Genomic DNA, 17,674 nt, shown 5'->3' with positions numbered 1-17,674 from the left:
ATGCGCAAGGTCAGCATCGACGAACGCCCGGACTGGCGCGCCACCGCCGAACGCGAAGGTTTTTCCTTCCACACCATCGACGGTGAGCGCTACTGGGACGAGCGCGGCTACTACCAGTTCAGGGAGGCCCAGGTCAGCCGTGACCTGGAGGCGCCCACGCAGGAACTGCACGCCATGTGCCTGGATGCGGTCGAGCGCATCGTCGACAGCGAGGCGTTGATGACCCGCCTGGCGATCCCGTCGGCGTTCTTCGACCTGGTGCGCCGTTCGTGGAAAGAGGGGCATCCGCACCTCTACGGGCGCTTCGATTTCAGCTACGACGGCCACGGCCCGGCCAAGCTGATCGAGGCCAACTACGACACGCCGACCTCGCTGTACGAGGCGGCGGCATTCCAGCTGATCTGGCTCGAGCAGCAGATCGAGCGCGGTGTGCTGCCGGCCCATGCCAGCCAGTTCAACACCCTGGCCGAGGACTTGGTGCAAGCCTTCGGCACCTTCGAGCGTGAAAGCCCGTTCTACTTCTCGGCCATCGCCGGCTCGGTCGAAGACCGTGGCACCACGGATTTTCTGCGCAAGATGGCCGGGCACGTGGGTATCAGTACCCGGCATATCGATGTGGAGGACATCGGCCTGAATGGCAACGGACGCTTCGTCGACCTCGAGGGCCGGCCGATTCCGCGCCTGTTCAAGCTGCATGCCTGGGAGCATATCTTCCACGAGGATTTCGGCCAGGCCATTGCCGGCTGCGATACCCAGTTCGTGGAACCGGCGTGGAAGGCGCTGATCTCCAACAAGGGCATCCTGCCGCTGCTGTGGGAATGGCACGAAGGGCACCCGAACCTGCTGCCGGCGTTCCTCGACGAAGACCCGCGGCGCCCGGTGCCCAAGGGCTGGGTACGCAAGCCGTACTTCTCCCGCGAGGGCGCCAACGTGGATATCCGCACCGCCGACGACCAGCGGGTGTTCGAGGACGGGCCGTACGACGATGCGCCGTACATTTTGCAGGGCTTCGCGCCGTTGCCGAAGTTCGGCGACAGCTACACACTGATCGGCTCCTGGGTGATCGGCGACCTGGCCTCGGGGATCGGCATTCGGGAAGACGACACGCTGATCACCAAGGACAGCTCGCGCTTCCTGCCCCATGTAGTGCTGGACTGACCGCCTGCGCTGTCCTTGTAGGAGCGGCCTTGTGCCGCGAAAGGGCCGCAACGCGGCCCCGGCGATCTCTGCATCAACGCTGAAATCCTGGGGCCGCTCCGCGCCCCTTTCGCGGCACAAGGCCGCTCCTACACAAGCCATTCCTCATCCTCCAATGGTCGGTTTCAGGACGCGCCGGGTCGCCCGCGCACAACCCCCTCGCGCAATAACTGCCATGCTCTGAGGATGCCCGTGGACCGAGCGCAGCAAGACGCCCGGCCACGGACAAGGAGGGTGCCCGGCCTGCCGCCACCGTGACCTGGCCCGCACCGCAGCTGAACACCGCCGGACCGCCGCCCGCCAACGGGCTGCCCCGGGATGCCGAGGTCTGCTGTATGCCTGATGACTTGAACCACCTGCCCCTGATCCAACGCGTCCTGGCCCGTGAACAGGACACCCCCGGCGCCCTGCTGCCGATCCTCCACGCCATCCAGGCCGGTGTCGGCTACATTCCCGACAGCGCCGTCGCCGAGATCGCCCATGCCCTCAACCTCAGCCAGGCCGAGGTGCGCGGGGTGATCAGCTTCTACCACGACTTTCGTACCACGCCAGCGGCCCGTCATACCTTGCGCCTGTGCCGCGCCGAGTCCTGCCAGAGCCGTGGCGCCGAGGCGCTGGCCGCGCAGTTGCGCGAGCAGCTCGGGCTGGAGGATCACGGCCGCACCGAGGATGGCGCGCTCGACCTGCGCCCGGTGTATTGCCTGGGCGCCTGCGCCTGCTCGCCGGCCCTGGAGCTCGATGGTCGGCTCTACGCCCGCGTCACCCCCGAACGCCTGCAGGCGTTGGTGGCCGCTTGCCGCGAGGAGGTGAAGGCATGCTGAACCTATGTATCCCCTGCGATTCGCTGGCCTGCGCCGTCGGTGCCGATCAGGTGGCCGAGGCGTTGACCCGCGAGGCCGCGCAGCGGCGCCTGCCGCTGCATATCAAACGCACCAGCTCCCGTGGCCTGTACTGGCTGGAGCCGCTGGTGGAGCTGGACACCGCCCAGGGCCGCCTGGGCTTCGGGCCGGTCACCCCCGAGGATGTGCCAGGCCTGCTCGACGCCCTGGCGGGCGACCCCGGCAGCCATGCCCTGGCGCTGGGGCCGGTGGAAGCGATTCCCTACCTGAAGACGCAGCAACGCCTGCTGTTCGCCCGCGCCGGCATCACCCGGCCGCTGTCGCTGGACGACTATCACGCCAACGGCGGCTTCGAAGGCCTGCGCCAGGCCACGCTGCTGGACGGCGACGAAGTGGTCGCCGCGGTACTCGATTCCGGGCTGCGGGGCAGGGGCGGCGCGGCGTTTCCGGCGGGCATCAAGTGGCGCACCGTGCGCCAGGCGCCGGTCGGGCAGAAGTACGTGGTGTGCAACGCCGACGAAGGCGACTCCGGCACCTTCGCCGACCGCATGCTGATGGAGGGCGATCCGTTCCTGCTGATCGAGGGCATGATCATCGCCGGCCTCGCCGTGGGGGCGAGCAAGGGCTACATCTATGTGCGCTCGGAATACCCGGATGCCGTGCGTGCGCTGAACGAGGCCATCCTGCTGGCCCGCGAGGCCGGGTACCTGGATGTCGCCGGCAACGGCGTGGCCTTCGACCTGCAGGTGCGGGTGGGGGCGGGCGCGTACATCTGCGGCGAGGAAACCGCGCTGCTCGAATCCCTCGAGGGCAAGCGCGGCATCGTCCGGGCCAAGCCGCCGCTGCCGGCGCTCGAAGGCCTGTTCGGCCAGCCGACGCTGGTGCACAACGTGCTCACCCTGGCCTCGGTGCCGATCATCCTGGCCAGGGGCGCGGCGTTCTACCGCGATTTCGGCATGGGCCGCTCCACGGGTACCTTGCCGTTCCAGCTGGCTGGCAATGTCCGCCATGGCGGCTTGGTGGAGCGCGCCTTCGGCCTGACCCTGCGCGAACTGGTGGAAGGTTACGGCGGCGGCACCGCCAGTGGCCGGCCGATCAAGGCGGCGCAGGTCGGCGGCCCGCTGGGCGCCTGGGTGCCGCCCGCGCAGTTCGACACCCCGCTGGACTATGAGGCCTTCGCCGCCCTGGGCGCGATGGTCGGCCACGGTGGCGTGGTGCTGGCCGACGACACCCTGAACATGGCGGGCATGGCCCGCTTCGCCCTGCAGTTCTGCGCCGAGGAATCCTGTGGCAAGTGCACGCCCTGCCGGATCGGCTCGACCCGTGGCGTGGAGGTGGTCGACCGCTTGATCGCCAGTACCGACCCGGCCTACCGCGCCAGCCAGGCCGGCCTGCTGCGTGACCTGTGCGACACGATGCAGTACGGCTCGCTGTGCGCCATGGGCGGGATGACCCCGTACCCCGTGGTCAGCGCCCTCAAGCACTTCCCCGCCGATTTCGGCCTGGAGGCCGCGCAATGATCAACTACTTCGATCCCCGCAACGACATCGACCTGGGCACCCCGGAACGGGTCAGCGAGGTGCAGGTCAGCCTGGTCATCGATGGCCGTTCGATCAGCGTGCCCGGCGGCACCTCGGTGATGCGCGCCGCCGCCATGCTCGGCACCAGCATTCCCAAACTGTGCGCCACCGACAGCCTCGAGGCCTTCGGCTCGTGCCGCCTGTGCATGGTCGAGATCGACGGCATGCGCGGCTACCCGGCCTCGTGCACCACGCCGGTCAGCGAGGGCACGGTGGTGCGCACTCAGACGCCGCGCCTGGCCGACCTGCGGCGCAACGTGATGGAGCTGTACATCTCCGACCATCCGCTGGACTGCCTAACCTGCTCGGCCAACGGCAACTGCGAGCTGCAGACCGTCGCCGGACAGGTTGGCCTGCGCGAGGTCCGCTACGGCTATGACGGTGCCAATCACCTGAGCGAACAGAAGGACGTGTCCAACCCGTACTTCGACTACGAGCCGAGCAAGTGCATTGTCTGCAACCGCTGCGTGCGGGCCTGCGAGGAGATCCAGGGCACCTTCGCCCTGACCATCACCGGGCGTGGCTTCGATTCACGGGTGGCGGCGGCCGGTGGCGATGATTTCCTCAGTTCCGAATGCGTGTCCTGCGGCGCCTGCGTGCAGGCCTGCCCGACCGCCACCCTGAGCGAGAAAAGCCTGGTCCAGCTGGGCCAGCCCGAGCGGGCGGTGATCACCACCTGCGCCTACTGTGGCGTGGGCTGCTCGTTCCGTGCCGAGATGAAGGGCGAGCAGCTGGTGCGCATGGTCCCGGACAAGAACGGCGGCGCCAACCATGGCCATGCCTGCGTCAAGGGGCGTTTTGCCTGGGGCTACGCGACGCACCCGGACCGCATCAGCAAACCGATGATCCGCAAGCGCCTGGAAGACCCGTGGCAGGAGGTCAGCTGGGACGAGGCGGTCACCTATGCCGCCAGCGAGTTCCGACGGATCCAGCTCAAGTACGGGCGCGATTCCATCGGCGGCATCACCTCCAGCCGCTGTACCAACGAAGAGGCGTACCTGGTGCAGAAGCTGGTGCGCACGGCCTTCGGCAACAACAACGTCGACACCTGCGCGCGGGTCTGCCATTCGCCGACCGGCTACGGCCTCAAGCAGACCCTGGGCGAGTCCGCCGGTACCCAGAGCTTCGACTCGGTGATGCAGGCCGACGTGATACTGGTGATCGGCGCCAATCCCACCGACGCGCACCCGGTGTTCGGCTCGCAGCTCAAGCGCCGCCTGCGCCAGGGTGCCCGGTTGATCGTCATCGACCCACGGCGCATCGACCTGGTCGATTCGCCCCACGCCCGCGCCGAGCTGCACCTGCAGCTGCGACCGGGCACCAACGTGGCCATGCTCAACGCCCTGGCCCATGTGATCGTCACCGAGGGCCTGCTGGCCCAGCGTTTCGTCGATGCCCGCTGCGAGCCCGAGGACTTCGCCCGCTGGCGCGATTTCGTCGCCCAGCCCGACAACGCCCCCGAAGTGCTCGGCCCGGTGTGCGGCGTACCCGCCGAGCAGATCCGCGCCGCCGCCCGGCTGTACGCCACCGGCGGCAACGCGGCGACCTACTACGGCCTGGGCGTGACCGAGCACAGTCAGGGCAGCACCGCGGTGATGGGCATCGCCAACCTGGCCATGGCCACCGGCAACATCGGCCGCGAAGGGGTGGGGGTCAACCCGCTGCGGGGGCAGAACAACGTGCAGGGCTCGTGCGACATGGGCTCGTTCCCCCACGAGCTGCCCGGCTACCGGCATATCTCCAACGAAAGCGTGCGCGCCGAGTTCGAACAGGCCTGGGGCGTGACCTTGCAGCCCGATCCGGGCCTGCGTATCCCCAACATGTTCGAGGCCGCGCTGGACGGCAGCTTCAAGGCGCTGTACTGCCAGGGCGAGGACATTGCCCAGAGCGACCCCAACACCCAGCACGTCACCGCCGCGCTGCTGGCGATGGAGTGCGTGGTGGTGCAGGACATCTTCCTCAACGAGACCGCCAAGTTCGCCCATGTGTTCCTGCCGGGCAGCTCGTTCCTGGAGAAGGACGGTACCTTCACCAATGCCGAGCGGCGCATCTCGCGGGTGCGCAAGGTGATGGAGCCGCTGGCCGGCAAGGCCGACTGGGAGGCCACCGTGGCCCTGGCCGGTGCGTTGGGTTACCCCATGCACTACCGCCATCCCTCCGAGATCATGGACGAGATCGCTCGCCTGACCCCGACCTTCCGCCGGGTCAGCTACGTCGAGCTCGACCGTCACGGCAGCCTGCAATGGCCGTGCAACGACGCCGCGCCGGACGGCACGCCGACCATGCACATTGACCAGTTCGTGCGCGGCAAGGGGCGCTTCATGCTCACCGGCTATGTGCCCACCGACGAGAAGGTCAACAGCCGCTACCCGCTGCTGCTGACCACCGGGCGCATCCTCAGCCAGTACAACGTCGGCGCGCAGACCCGGCGCACCGACAACGTCGCCTGGCACGACGAGGACCGCCTGGAGATCCACCCCAGCGATGCCGAGAGTCGGGGAATCAGCGACGGCGACTGGGTGGGCATCGGCAGCCGCTCCGGGCAGAGCGTGCTACGCGCCAGGGTCAGCGGCCGGGTGGCGCCGGGGGTGGTGTACACCACCTTCCACTTCCCCGAATCCGGCGCCAACGTGATCACCACCGACAACTCCGACTGGGCTACCAACTGCCCGGAATACAAGGTCACTGCGGTGGAGGTGGCGAAGGTGTTCCAGCCGTCGGAGTGGCAGAAACGCTACCAGCGCTTCAGTGACGAGCAGCGCAGGTTGCTCAAGGAACGGCGCCAGGCCGAAGCGGCGGAGGTGCGCCGATGAGCAGTGACAACCTGGTGAAGATGGCCAACCAGATCGCCCATTACTTCGACAGCGAGCCGGATCACGCCAAGGCGGTGCAGGGGGTGAGGCAACATCTGCAGAGCTTCTGGACGCCGGGCATGCGTAGGCAGTTGCAGGAGTGGACCGAGGCCCACGCAGGAGAGGGATTGGATCAGAAGGTCAGGGAGGCATTGGGCCAGGCGGTGATTTAGCCTGTTCCGGCCCATCGCGGTGCGCCGATGCGACTTGCCCCGCGATGGGCCGGAACAGATTCAAGATGAAATGTCCGTCATGTTTGCAGGGTTGATGCGGGTCCGGTGCTACGCTCGCAAAAATAGCCTCTACGGACTCGCACCATGGACATGAACTGGCACCAGGCCCTGCAAGAGAGCCTGAGCTGGCTGGCAATCGCCTCGTTGGTCACCCTTGTCTGCTTCACCATTACCGCCTTGCTGGCGGTGCGCTACACCCGCTGGGGGGCTCAGTTCTGGCAACTGGCCGGACCCTATTTCAGCTTGCGTCGCAGTTTGCGGCCCTTGCTGGCCTTCGCCCTGCTGCTGGTCCTGACGCTGTTCGCGGTGCGCCTGAACGTGCTGTTCTCGTTCTGGTACAACGGCTTCTATAGCGCCTTGCAGGCACTGGACCAGACCGCGTTCTGGTACCTGCTCGGGGTGTTCGCGGTGCTGGCGACCATTCATGTATTGCGCTCGCTGTTCGCCTTCTACGTCACCCAGGCGTTCAACATCCGTTGGCGGGTGTGGCTCACCGAGCGCCTGACCGCCGACTGGATGCACGGCGATGCCTACTACCGCGGGCAGTTCCTCACCGAGCCGGTGGACAACCCCGACCAGCGTATCGAACTGGATGTGAACGCCTTCGTCACCGGCTCCGTGTCGCTGGCGCTGGGTGCGGTGAGCGCGCTGGTGTCGATGGTGGCCTTCACCGGTATTCTCTGGGGGCTCTCCGCGCCGCTGGCGGTGGCCGGCATCGAAGTCCCCCGGGCGATGGTATTCGCCGTGTATGTCTATGTGCTGATCGCCACCTGGATTGCCTTCCGCCTCGGCCAGCCGTTGATCCGACTGAACTTCCTCAACGAGAAACTCACCGCCAACTTCCGTTACGCCTTGATGCGCCTGCGTGAGAACGCCGAGAACATCGCCTTCTACCAGGGCGCGCAGGTGGAGCGGGGCACCTTGCTCGGGCGCTTCTTCGCGCTGATCGGCAACGCCTGGGCGCTGGTGTTCCGGAACCTCAAGTTCAGCGGCTTCAACCTGGGTGTCAGCCAGGTGGCGGTGGTATTCCCGTTCATCCTCCAGGCGCCGCGTTTCTTCAGCGGCGCGATCAAGCTCGGCGACGTGATGCAGACCGCCCAGGCGTTCGGCCAGGTGCAGGATTCGCTGTCGTTCTTCCGTGAGTCCTACGACACCTTTGCCCAGTACCGCGCCACTTTGGATCGTCTGACCGGTTTTCTCGACGCCAACCAGCAGGCCAGTGAGTTGCCGCGCGTAGTCAGCGTGGATCAGGAGCACGCATTGGGGATCCAGGGCTTGCAGGTGCGCCGTCCCGACGGCCACGCGCTGATCGCCGATCTCGACCTGAATTTGCACAGCGGTCAGGCGCTGCTGATCAAAGGGCCATCGGGCAGCGGCAAGACCACCTTGCTGCGTGCCCTGGCGGGCCTGTGGCCTTATGCCGAGGGCGAGGTCAGGCGGCCGCTGGGGACGCAGGCACTGTTCCTCTCGCAGCGTCCGTACTTGCCGCTGGGCGACCTGCGTACCGCCATCGCCTACCCGGCACAGGGCGTGCCCGGGGACGATGCGCGCATGCAGCAGGCCCTGTGCCAGGTCAACCTCGCCCATCTGGCCGAACGGCTGGACGAACAGCGCGACTGGTCGCGGATCCTCTCGCTGGGCGAACAGCAGCGCCTGGCGTTTTCCCGGGTGTTGTTCAACCGGCCGCAGGTGGTGTTCCTCGACGAGTCCACCTCGGCGATGGACGAAGGGCTGGAGCATGCGCTGTATTCGCTGCTGCGCGCGGAGCTGCCGGCGACGCTGCTGGTCAGTGTCGGGCACCGCAGCACCCTGGCGGGGTTCCATTCTCATCGGCTGGAGGTGGATGGGCAGGGGGGATGGTCGTTGCTGGAGCAGCAGCCTGCGACGGAAGTGCCTGCCTAGCGTCTATACGTAGCACGGTGCTTCTCTCGATCCGCTATAATCGCGAAGTGTTCACCCATCAAGGTGTGTAAAGGTGAAAGGGATCAGCCTGGAAACCAAGAAGGCTTACTGTGCCAAGACACGTCGTTCTAACTATGTAGCCAGCCTGCGGCTAGAGGGCTTCACCGTGTCACCGGACGCGGCTGAGCGTGAGCTTCCCACCCGCGAGGAACTGCTGCGTAAATACCGCAAGCTGCAGTCTGATTTCAGCGCGCTGGCGTAAACCTTTGCAAGAGATCATCCAGCCTTTTGGGCTGCGCTGTCGCGCAGAAAACTATGATTGCGCGACCTGTGCGCATCCTGTGGGAGCGGCTTTAGCCGCGAAGCAAGCGACGCGGTGGCGGGCACCGGCTTCGCCGGTGTTCGCGGCTAAAGCCGCTCCTACAGGCCCCTGCTAAGTCAATGAGCAATGTGCAGTTCCATGATTGTCCTGCGACAGCTTTAGCGCACGCGACAAGGTTGCTCTTGCATGCCCCTTCACCGGGTAAGCCACAGCCCAGTCAGTGTGATCAGCGCAAACACGCCCCCCACCATAAACGTCGCCTGATACCCCACCCAGTCCCACAGCCCTCCGGCCAGCACACTGGCCACCAGCAACGCCACCCCCGTCACCAGGTTGAACAGGCCGAATGCGGTCCCGCGCAGGTCCTCGGGGGCGCTGTCGGCGATCAAGGCGCTGAACACGCCTTGGGTAAAGCCCATGTGCAGTCCCCACAAGATCACACCCAGGGCCAGGCCGGGCAGGCCCGGCAACCAGGCCAGCAGCAGATCGGCCAGCACCAGCAGGGCCAGCCCGAACATCAACACACCCCGTCGCCCGACCTTGTCGGAAAGTGCCCCGGCAGGATAGGCCGACAGTGAATACGCCAGCGACATCAGCACCAGCACCGCTGGCGCCCACAAGGGGGCAAGGCCAAGCGCCTGGCCGCGCAGCAGCAGAAACGCTTCGCTGAAGCGCGCCAGGGTGAACAGCGTGGCCAGGATGAGCAGGCGCCAGTAACTGTTGCCCAGCCGGGCCAGTTCGCGAAGTGCCAGAGGTGTAGCCACTGTGCCGAGCGCAGCCGGTTTTTCGGGCTCGCGGACGAAGACAACCAGCACATAGAGCGCCATGAACGCCGGAATCACCGCCACCCAGAACACCGTCTGGAAGTGGCTGGCGGTCAGCCACATCAACAGGGTCGCCAGCAATGGCCCGAGAAACGCCCCGACCGTATCCAGCGCCTGGCGCAGGCCGAATGCCGCTCCGCGTAGTTCGGCGGGGGTGATATCGGCGATCAGCGCGTCCCGTGGCGCGCCGCGGATGCCCTTGCCGACGCGGTCGACGAAACGAGCTGCGGTCAGCCATTCCAGCCCGGGGGCAAGCGGGAAGATCGGCTTGGTCACGGCGGCCAGGCTGTAGCCGATCACCGTCAGCAGCTTGCGTTTGCCCAGACGGTCGCTGAGGGCGCCGGAGAACACCTTGGTGATCGCCGCCGTGGCCTCGGCGATGCCTTCGATCAGGCCCACGGCCAGCACCGAGGTGCCGAGGACGGTGACCATGTACAGGGGGAGCAGGGCGTGGATCATCTCGGAGGAGATGTCCATCAGCAGCGAGACGAAGCCCAGGGCCCAGACGCTGCGGGGGATGGGGTGATGGTTGGGCATGGTGCTCTCGAGGATGGCGTCGAGTTCACTGTAGCCGAGCCATGCGCAACCCCTGTAGGAGCGGCCTTGTGCCGCGAAAGGGGCGCGTAGCGGCCCCGCAGTTTCAGCTTTGACGCATCAATCGCCGGGGCTGCTACGCAGCCTTTTCCGGCCGGTCCGACGCCTCGGCAAGGCCGCTCCTACAGGGCCCGCGTGAAGCCAAGGGTCACGACTTGAAGCGTCCCACCAACCCGTTCAACTCGTCTGACAGCTGCGCCAGCCTGCCGGAGTCGGCCTGGGCGGAGCTGGCCAGCCCCTCCACCAGCCGCGCCTCGTCGTAGATCTGCTGGATATGCCGGTTGATTTCCTCGGCCACGCTGTGCTGCTCCTCGGCGGCGGCAGAGATCTGCAGGTTCTGGTCGCGGATCTCGTTCACCGAGAGCTGGATGCCTTCGAAACTGTCTCGTGCGCTTTCGATCGACGACACGCTGGCCCGCGACAGGTCCAGGCAGCTTTCCATCTTCTGCGAGACCTCTTGGGTCTTGCCGCCGAGGGTGTTGAGCAACTGGTCGATCTCGCCGGTGGAGTCGGCGGTGCGCTTGGCCAGCGCCCGCACCTCGTCCGCCACCACGGCAAAACCACGGCCCTGATCGCCGGCCCGGGCCGCCTCGATGGCGGCGTTCAGTGCCAGCAGGTTGGTCTGCTCGGCGATGGCGCGGATGGTGCCGAGGATCTGGTTGATGCTGCGGCTGCCTTCCTCCAGCTCGACCATGGCCTGGGACGACTCGCTCAGGCGCCGGCCCAGGCGATTGACGTTGTCGGTGGTCGCCTCGATCTGCTGTTTGCCCTCGGCCACCCGGCGGTGGCCGTGCTCGGCGGCGTCGGCGGCGCTGCTGCACGAGCGCGCCACTTCGTTGGCGGTGGCGACCATCTCGTTGAACGCGGTGGACACCAGCTCCACCGCCTCGCGCTGGCGCCCGGCGGCCTCGTTCATGTTGCCGGCCATCTCGCTGTTGCTGCGCGAGGCTTCATGCAGGTTGGTCGAGGCCGCGCCAATGCGCTGGATCAGCTGGCGGATGGCGGCGAGGAACTTGTTGAACCAGCCGGCCAGTTCGGCGGTTTCATCCTTGCCCTGGACCTGCAGGTCGCGGCGCAGGTCGCCTTCACCCTCGGCGATCGACTGCAGGCCGATGCTGACCTGACCGATCGGCTTGACGATCACCCGCGAGAACGCCGCGGCCACCAGGGCGAAGACCAGGGCCAGCACCACCACGATCAACGCAGTGACATAGGTCATGCGTGTGGCCGCGGCCATCACCTCGTCGTACTCGATCAGGCCGACGAAGCGCCAGCCCAGGCCCGGAGAGGTCCACACGTTGGCCATGTAGCGCACGCCGTCGATCACCACCTCGGTGGAACCCTGGGAAGTGGCGGCCAGTTGCGCGTAGGGCGCGCCGAGGTCCTTGAGCTGCTTGAAGCCGTGGGAGGCGTTGCGCGGGTCGACCAGCACGGTGCCGTCCTCGATCAGCATCACGTAGCCGCTGTCGCCCAGCTTGATGCTCTTGACCAGCTCGGTGAGGTTCTTCAGCGACACGCTGACCACGAACACGCCCTTGGCCTTGCCGGCCTCGTCGAGCAGCGCCCGGGCGGTACCGACCAGGGCCACGTCATCCTTGTCGTAGTAATAGGCGGCGGTGCGCACGGTCTTGTCCGGGCTGGCCATGGCGGCCTTGTACCAGGGGCGGGTGCGCGGGTCGTACTTGGCCAGCTGCGGGTCGTCCGGCCATTTGGCGTAGCTGCCGTCCTCGAGGCCGATGGACAGGATCGCTGCCGCCGGGTGGGTGGTGCCGTAGCGGGCGAAGGCGTCGATCACCCGCTGCGCGGCCTCGGGCATCGGCTGGTTGGCGGCGTCGGCGCCGGTGTAGTCCTTGAGTGAGGTAACCGAGGTGTATACAGGATCCTTCGCCATTTGATCGACGTTCTGCAAGGTGCCATCGAAAAACTGGCGCATGTTGCCGTCGATCTGGCGGATTTCCCGGGTGCTGCCGTCGAGGAACTGGTCGACCGCCTCGCTGCGGATGTTCAGCACCGAGATCCCGCCGACCAGGGCCACCGGGATGAAGGCCACCAGTACGAAGGCCAGGATCAGTTTGTTTTTTATTTTCATGGTGACGCCCATCCGTGAGAGTGAAGGGTGCACATGGCCGCTTCGATTAAGTGGTGGCCACTTGCTACCTTTTCTGTTTCGGCGGGCGGAATATAAACCTTTAGTAGATGTTTCGTGTACAGGGAAATAAGAAATTGTCCTGACTTTCAGGGCAAGTAGCAGGGCAAATTGGAGGAGATGCGTGGGAGCGGGCTTGCCCCGCGATGAGGCCAGGACGGTTGTTTCAAGCGGATTACTAAGACTTTCCCTATTTCACGTAGGACGTTTCCCAAGCATGCTTTTCCGGCCTTTCAGCTGTTGTTCTGGCCAGTCGCATTCCTTAGTCTCGGCCTGTCGTTGCTGATTCAACGACCGGGTGTGCAAGCCCGTACAGGTACAACGCGAAAGCGCTTTTGGGCCTTGCCGGCAGTCTGCGGTTCGGGCCCTCCAATGGCGGCTATGCGTGGGAGGCCCTTGGGCCTGCCGAGTTCCTGTACCCTCGGTCTTGCACACCTGCGTATAGCTGCCACCTATTCGAGTGCAAGCGGATTCAGGCAGTTTTCCCATGACGGTACAGGAGTGCTGAACCATGCTGAAAATCGTGCCCGACCCACCCCGCATCTTGCCCCGGGAGGTTCGCCCATGACCCTCGATACGACCCCTCGAACCTCCCGCCCCACCACGGCCCACGCCCATTTCGGCACCTGCCACGACGCCCATCCACCGATGTTCTCGGTGCATGCCGGTATTGATGGCGAGGATGCGCTGGTGTGCGCGGTAGCGGCCTTGCAGGCGGCCTACGAAACCAATGCCATGGCCCTGGAGAAAGCCAGCGAACCACTGCGCAGTCTGCTGGTGGCGACGGAGAACTCCCTGGAGAAAGGGCTGGCCTTGGCGTCGGCTGTGCTGGATGGAATAGAGCGGGGTTAGTCGATGGCAGCGAGGGCCGCCTGTGCGGCCCGACCCTGCACCTGCCCGTCAGTGATCGAGCATCTTGTGATAGGTCACGAAGTCCTGCTCGGCCACATACCCCAGCGATTCGTACAACGCCTGGGCGGCAAGGTTGGTCCGGGCGGTGTCCAGGCTCAACCGCTGCGCGCCCTCGGCCTGGAAAATATCGGTCAGTTGCTGCATCAGGTAGCGGGCATGACCGCCCCTGCGGGCGTGCGGGGCAACGAACAGGTCATACAGCCAGTAGAAGCGCTTCATCGCCAGCGAGCAGGTCGCCGGGTACAGCTGGGCAAAGGCGATGGCCTGGCCGTCGGCGTCCAGCAGCAGGTAGATACGCGAGTTGCCGGTTTCGAGGTTGGCCTTGAGGAACGTGCGGGAAGCGGGGAGGTCATCCGCCTCCTGGTAGAACATCCGGTACTGGTTGAAGAGGTCCGCGGCGGCGTCCAGGTGGTGCAGATCACAGGCAATGACGTTCATGTCGGGGCTCGCTATCAGGCTGTCCAGCGCCCTTGCTATGTGGGGCGATCCTGCAGGATTTCATGAAACACATCCGGCCGTACAGAGGCGATATGCAGTAGCGTACGTGCAGCTCCCGAAGGCGTGCGCCGGCCTTGTTCCCACTCTTGCAACGTACGTACGGATACGCCGAGCATCTCGGCGAACTTCAGCTGGGACAAGCCGGTCTTGCTACGGGCCTCTGCGGCTTCGGTCACCTCGACCTGGTGTACAGCGCCAAATCGTCCGGCTTTGACATCGCGAATGGACTGAAGCAGCTCTTCTGCGATATTGCGCTTGGCATCGCGCTGCATCAGTTCTTTTTCAGTCAGGGGCATGGCTCAGTTCCTTCATCATCTGGAGCAATTCATGACGTAGGGATTCTGCTGTGTGGCGCTTAGCCGGAAAAGCAAGTCTTTGTCACGAGGGGTTGCCAGTCAATGCTGCGGCTTGCTGGCATCCATTCAGGCCATTAGCATCCGCTTTCCTCACTCACGGCCCTGCGCAAAGCATGGCCGGCTCCAGGATCAAGGACGAATGTTGCCGCTGCTTTCCCGTTTCCTGCTGCACGCACTGGCCTGTGTGGCGTTTCCCTTCCTCTTGAGCCTGGGCTTCGATCTGTACCGGCAGCATGTCGGCCCGCCCATGGCGCGAGGCGTCAGCGCCGGCTTGGCGACGATGATGGTGTTCTACGCCTTCGTGCTCTTCAACCTGCTGATGGTGGCCATTCCAAGAGCGTCAATCCGCTACGCGCTGGCGTTGTTGCTGGTGCTTTTGGTGCTGGCGTTCTTCAATACCCTGCACCCGTTGCGGGCGCTGGGCTTCGCGCTGCTATGCGGTAGTTTGTGCGGGGCGGCGATCAGCATGACGCCCACGGTGACATCGCTGTTGAACAGGTGCCGCAGGTGAGGGCCCCAGCGCGGGGGATCAGCAGACCAGCACGCGTCGTTCCTCGAGCCATCGTTCGAAGCAGGTGAAGGTCTCGACCGCTGCCTTTACCGTCCGGGCCTGGGAGGCAGGCTCCGGATCGGCGCCAGCCAGTCGATCGAGGAAGCTGCGCCAGCGCGCTCCGGTCTGCGGGCCGTAGACGTCGAGAAACGCACCGCCGTTGTCGGCGTCGATGCCCAGGCGTTCAGCCATGGCTCGCTTGAGTACCTGGCCGCCCAGGGTGGAGCCTTCCAGTACATACATCACACCGAGTGCACTGGCTTCATCGTCGATGCGAGGGAGGGCATGGCACAAGGGCAGCGCTTCGACATCGATGGCCAGGGCGCCCAGGTCGCGAGACAAGGCGGGTGTCTTGTTGCGTTCGGTGCCCTGGTACTCGGCCAGCAAGGTGTCCAGCGGTGCATGGAAGCCATGGTAAGCCGCAAGTAGACGCGCATACGCCACCCGGTCGAAACCTTCACTGAAGAACGGCAGGCGCGCCTCCAGCCCTTCGTGGCAGGCGCGGGTACCCTCGCGCAAGGCAAGCAACAGCGGGCTGACGGTAACGGACATGGCGCAGGCTCTGAACAGGACGCATCCGATACTGCCAGATCCCATGGCGCAACCACCACTGTCGATTTTCCGCACCTGGCATTTGATCTGTGGAATCATTGCGCCGCCTCTGGAGTGGGGCTTTCACGGCTATTACAGGAATGCAGCACGATGCGCGCAACAACAAGGAACTGGCTGGCCCTGGGGCTGGCGTTGCTACCGGGCCTGGTCGGCGCGGCGGAGCCAGAGCCGGTACCGGTGTACCGGGAGATCAAGGACTGGGTGGTGGGCTGCGACAACACGCGTTTCTGCACTGCGGTGCTGGCCGATCATCCGGAGAAGATGCGGGTGGGCATGCTGGTGCAGCGCGAGGCGGGCGCCTGGGGCAACCTGCATTTGACCCTGGTGGGTAGCACCGACTGGTCGGGCGAGCCTCTGCTCGACGGCCAGCTGCTGGTCGCCCCCTGGCGCATGACCCGTGGTGTCGAGACCACCCTGGAACTGGAAGGTGCCGATGCCTACGCCGTGTTGCGGCAATTGCGCAACGGCCAGCGCCTGGTGGACGACACCCGGCCAGGGGAGCGCGTGAGTTCGCTGCAAGGCCTGAGCGCCGCCTTGCTGCTGATGGATGCGGTGCAGGGCCGGGTCGGTCACTACAGTGCGTTGGTGCGCCCCGGCGACAGCGTCGCGGACGCCCAGTTGCCCATCCCGGCCAAGCCCCAGGTACCGGCGTTTGTGGTAGCCACGCCGCTTAGCGAGCAGGAGCTGGCGGGCATCAATCCGGTAGTGATGGCCAAGGCGGCCGCCGAAGACCAGTTGAAGAACGAATACGATGTCGCTCCCAAGCTTGAGCTGCACGCCCTGGACGACCAGCACGCCCTGGCGTTGCTCAGCTACAACTGCAACGACTTCCATTGCCTCTACGCGTTGTACAAGGTGTCGCGTAAGGCGCCTTACGCCCTTGGGCCGCTGGAGTTCGAGGCACCGTCCAGCCCGGTGCTGATCAGCCGAATGCGCGACGCCATCGAGTTCTACCCCAAAAAGGGCGAACTCTACAGTTATGCCAAGGACGACTATCCCGGCAGTTGCGGGGTCGAGGAAAGCTGGCGCTACGACGGCATGCGCATGCGCCTGGTCAGGTTGGCGCGGATGGACCGATGCGCCGAAGTGGGCACTAACAGTTGGCCGGTACTATGGCGCAGCGAAGGCTGAAAACGTGAAAGGGACGTCAGGGGCAACACCATGCAATGGATGAAACACTACCGTGCGGCACTGCTGCTGGTGCTCGTGGCGCCACTGGCCGCGCAGGCCGAAAGCGCCCAGACAGCACTCGAAGCGGTACCGCTGTACCGGCAGGTCAAGGACTGGGCGGTCGGCTGTGACAACACCCGCGCCTGTACCGCGTTGCTGGCGATCGACGACGAGCTGATGAGCGGCCTGAAGACCATCGTCCGGCGCGAGGCGGGGCCGCAGGGCAAGCTCGAGCTGACGCTGCGTGTTGGGCCGGCGTTTGCCGACCAGGTGCTGCTCGATGGCCAGGAACTGCCGGCTCAATGGCGGCGGATCCAAGGTGAGTACGATTTCGACCTGCAGCTCGAAGGCGATGCGGCTCTGGCGCTGATCCGTCAGATACGCAATGGCAATCGCCTGAGTTCGTTGACCGAGGATGGCGAGCTTGTGGCGTCGTTGCAGGGGATCAGTGGCGCGTTGTTGGCCATCGATGCGGTTCAGGGGCGGGTAGGGCATGTCGATGCGCTGGTGCGGGTGGGTGACGCCCCGGCTGCCGAGGTGCCTGAAGCTCCTGCCGTGGCGGCGTTGCCACGGTTCGTCGTCGCGCCGGGCATGAACGACGAGCAGGCCCATGAGATCGGCAGGGCGGTGAAACGCCAGGCGAAGGTCGAGGGTGATGTGCCAGGCCTCAGCTCCAGCCACTATGAGGTGTACCCGCTTGACGCTGACAGCGCCCTGGTCATTCTCAATGTCGGGTGCAGTGGCGAGTTCTGCGCCAATTACCTGTATCGGGTGTCCCGCACTGCGCCTTACCAGATCCACGAGATGGCGTTCGAGACCCCGTCGCCGCTATTGGCGCCGCAACTCAGTGGTCATGTTGCGTTCGATCCGCAAAGTGGCCAATTACAGGTCACTGATAAAAGCCTGTTGGAGCGCGGTTGCGGGCTGGTCCAGCAATGGCGCTATGACGGTGAGCACATGCGCCTGGAGCGCGTGGCCCGGCTGGATCGCTGTGGGTACGTGAAACCGGAGTTCTGGCCGGTGCTATGGCGCCTTGGTTGACACGTCCCCTGTAGGAGCGGCCTTGTGTCGCGAAAGGGGTGCGAAG

At 65.5% G+C, this 17,674-nt stretch carries 16 protein-coding genes; 11 read left to right on the top strand and 5 right to left on the bottom strand.

The genetic code is table 11. The annotated features are described in order from the left end of the window. From HU735_RS11420 to HU735_RS11390, 7 genes are all read left to right on the top strand, one after another. Positions 1-1,158, top strand: coding sequence for a glutathionylspermidine synthase family protein (locus tag HU735_RS11420; protein WP_186713612.1), 1,158 nt, complete (start codon positions 1-3; stop codon positions 1,156-1,158). A gap of 374 nt (positions 1,159-1,532) precedes the next feature. Continuing rightward, positions 1,533-2,018: a formate dehydrogenase subunit gamma gene (locus HU735_RS11415; protein WP_186713611.1), complete on the top strand. Its 486-nt coding sequence runs from the start codon at positions 1,533-1,535 to the stop codon at positions 2,016-2,018. Next, positions 2,012-3,556 carry a formate dehydrogenase beta subunit gene (locus tag HU735_RS11410; protein WP_186713610.1) on the top strand — a complete coding sequence of 515 codons (1,545 nt, stop codon included), beginning with the start codon at positions 2,012-2,014 and terminating at the stop codon, positions 3,554-3,556. The genes HU735_RS11415 and HU735_RS11410 overlap by 7 nt, the downstream gene beginning before the upstream one ends. Continuing rightward, positions 3,553-6,429 (top strand): formate dehydrogenase subunit alpha, encoded by a 2,877-nt coding sequence (gene fdhF, locus HU735_RS11405; RefSeq protein WP_186713609.1) that lies wholly within the window; start codon positions 3,553-3,555, stop codon positions 6,427-6,429. Before HU735_RS11410 ends, fdhF begins: the two co-directional genes overlap by 4 nt. Continuing rightward, the gene (locus HU735_RS11400; protein WP_186713608.1) at positions 6,426-6,641 is read left to right on the top strand and encodes a formate dehydrogenase subunit delta; all 216 of its coding nucleotides are present in this window, start codon (positions 6,426-6,428) and stop codon (positions 6,639-6,641) included. Before fdhF ends, HU735_RS11400 begins: the two co-directional genes overlap by 4 nt. Positions 6,642-6,785: 144 nt before the next feature. Then, positions 6,786-8,603: an ABC transporter ATP-binding protein/permease gene (locus tag HU735_RS11395; RefSeq protein ID WP_186713607.1), complete on the top strand. Its 1,818-nt coding sequence runs from the start codon at positions 6,786-6,788 to the stop codon at positions 8,601-8,603. A gap of 73 nt (positions 8,604-8,676) precedes the next feature. Beyond that, entirely contained in the window at positions 8,677-8,865 is a 189-nt protein-coding gene (locus tag HU735_RS11390) for a YhfG family protein (protein ID WP_186713606.1), read from the top strand. 254 nt (positions 8,866-9,119) lie between these two features. Here HU735_RS11390 and HU735_RS11385 read toward each other — a convergent pair whose 3' ends face one another. Both HU735_RS11385 and HU735_RS11380 read right to left on the bottom strand, forming a co-directional pair. Continuing rightward, on the bottom strand, positions 9,120-10,286 hold the full coding sequence (locus HU735_RS11385) for an MFS transporter (RefSeq protein ID WP_186713605.1): 1,167 nt from the start codon (positions 10,284-10,286) through the stop codon (positions 9,120-9,122). A gap of 205 nt (positions 10,287-10,491) precedes the next feature. Next, the gene (locus tag HU735_RS11380) at positions 10,492-12,432 is read right to left on the bottom strand and encodes a methyl-accepting chemotaxis protein (protein ID WP_186713604.1); all 1,941 of its coding nucleotides are present in this window, start codon (positions 12,430-12,432) and stop codon (positions 10,492-10,494) included. Positions 12,433-13,053: 621 nt separating this feature from the next. Here HU735_RS11380 and HU735_RS11375 point away from each other — a divergent pair. After that, a complete protein-coding gene (locus tag HU735_RS11375) occupies positions 13,054-13,341 on the top strand; it encodes a hypothetical protein (protein ID WP_036986696.1) in 288 nt (95 codons plus the stop codon). A 48-nt stretch (positions 13,342-13,389) separates the two neighbouring features. Here the strand turns inward: HU735_RS11375 and HU735_RS11370 are convergent, their stop codons facing one another. Both HU735_RS11370 and HU735_RS11365 read right to left on the bottom strand, forming a co-directional pair. Next, positions 13,390-13,839 (bottom strand): GNAT family N-acetyltransferase, encoded by a 450-nt coding sequence (locus tag HU735_RS11370; RefSeq protein ID WP_186713603.1) that lies wholly within the window; start codon positions 13,837-13,839, stop codon positions 13,390-13,392. A gap of 35 nt (positions 13,840-13,874) precedes the next feature. Further along, the gene (locus HU735_RS11365; protein ID WP_186713602.1) at positions 13,875-14,195 is read right to left on the bottom strand and encodes a helix-turn-helix domain-containing protein; all 321 of its coding nucleotides are present in this window, start codon (positions 14,193-14,195) and stop codon (positions 13,875-13,877) included. A gap of 199 nt (positions 14,196-14,394) precedes the next feature. Between HU735_RS11365 and HU735_RS11360 the strand changes: the two genes are divergently transcribed. Then, positions 14,395-14,766, top strand: a complete 372-nt coding sequence (locus HU735_RS11360; RefSeq protein WP_186713601.1) for a hypothetical protein — start codon at positions 14,395-14,397, stop codon at positions 14,764-14,766. A gap of 18 nt (positions 14,767-14,784) precedes the next feature. Here HU735_RS11360 and HU735_RS11355 read toward each other — a convergent pair whose 3' ends face one another. Beyond that, entirely contained in the window at positions 14,785-15,357 is a 573-nt protein-coding gene (locus tag HU735_RS11355) for a biliverdin-producing heme oxygenase (RefSeq protein ID WP_186713600.1), read from the bottom strand. Positions 15,358-15,507: 150 nt separating this feature from the next. On the opposite strand from HU735_RS11355, the gene HU735_RS11350 reads away from it, so the two are divergent. Together HU735_RS11350 and HU735_RS11345 are read left to right on the top strand one after the other, a co-directional pair. After that, positions 15,508-16,548 (top strand): DUF1176 domain-containing protein, encoded by a 1,041-nt coding sequence (locus HU735_RS11350; RefSeq protein WP_186713599.1) that lies wholly within the window; start codon positions 15,508-15,510, stop codon positions 16,546-16,548. 30 nt (positions 16,549-16,578) lie between these two features. Then, a complete protein-coding gene (locus tag HU735_RS11345) occupies positions 16,579-17,628 on the top strand; it encodes a DUF1176 domain-containing protein (RefSeq protein WP_186713598.1) in 1,050 nt (349 codons plus the stop codon). Positions 17,629-17,674: the final 46 nt, after the last annotated feature.

The sequence above is a fragment of the Pseudomonas sp. BW16M2 genome (assembly GCF_014268865.1).
Taxonomy (GTDB): domain Bacteria; phylum Pseudomonadota; class Gammaproteobacteria; order Pseudomonadales; family Pseudomonadaceae; genus Aquipseudomonas; species Aquipseudomonas peradeniyensis.
This window is presented reverse-complemented; position numbering and strand designations above follow the sequence as displayed.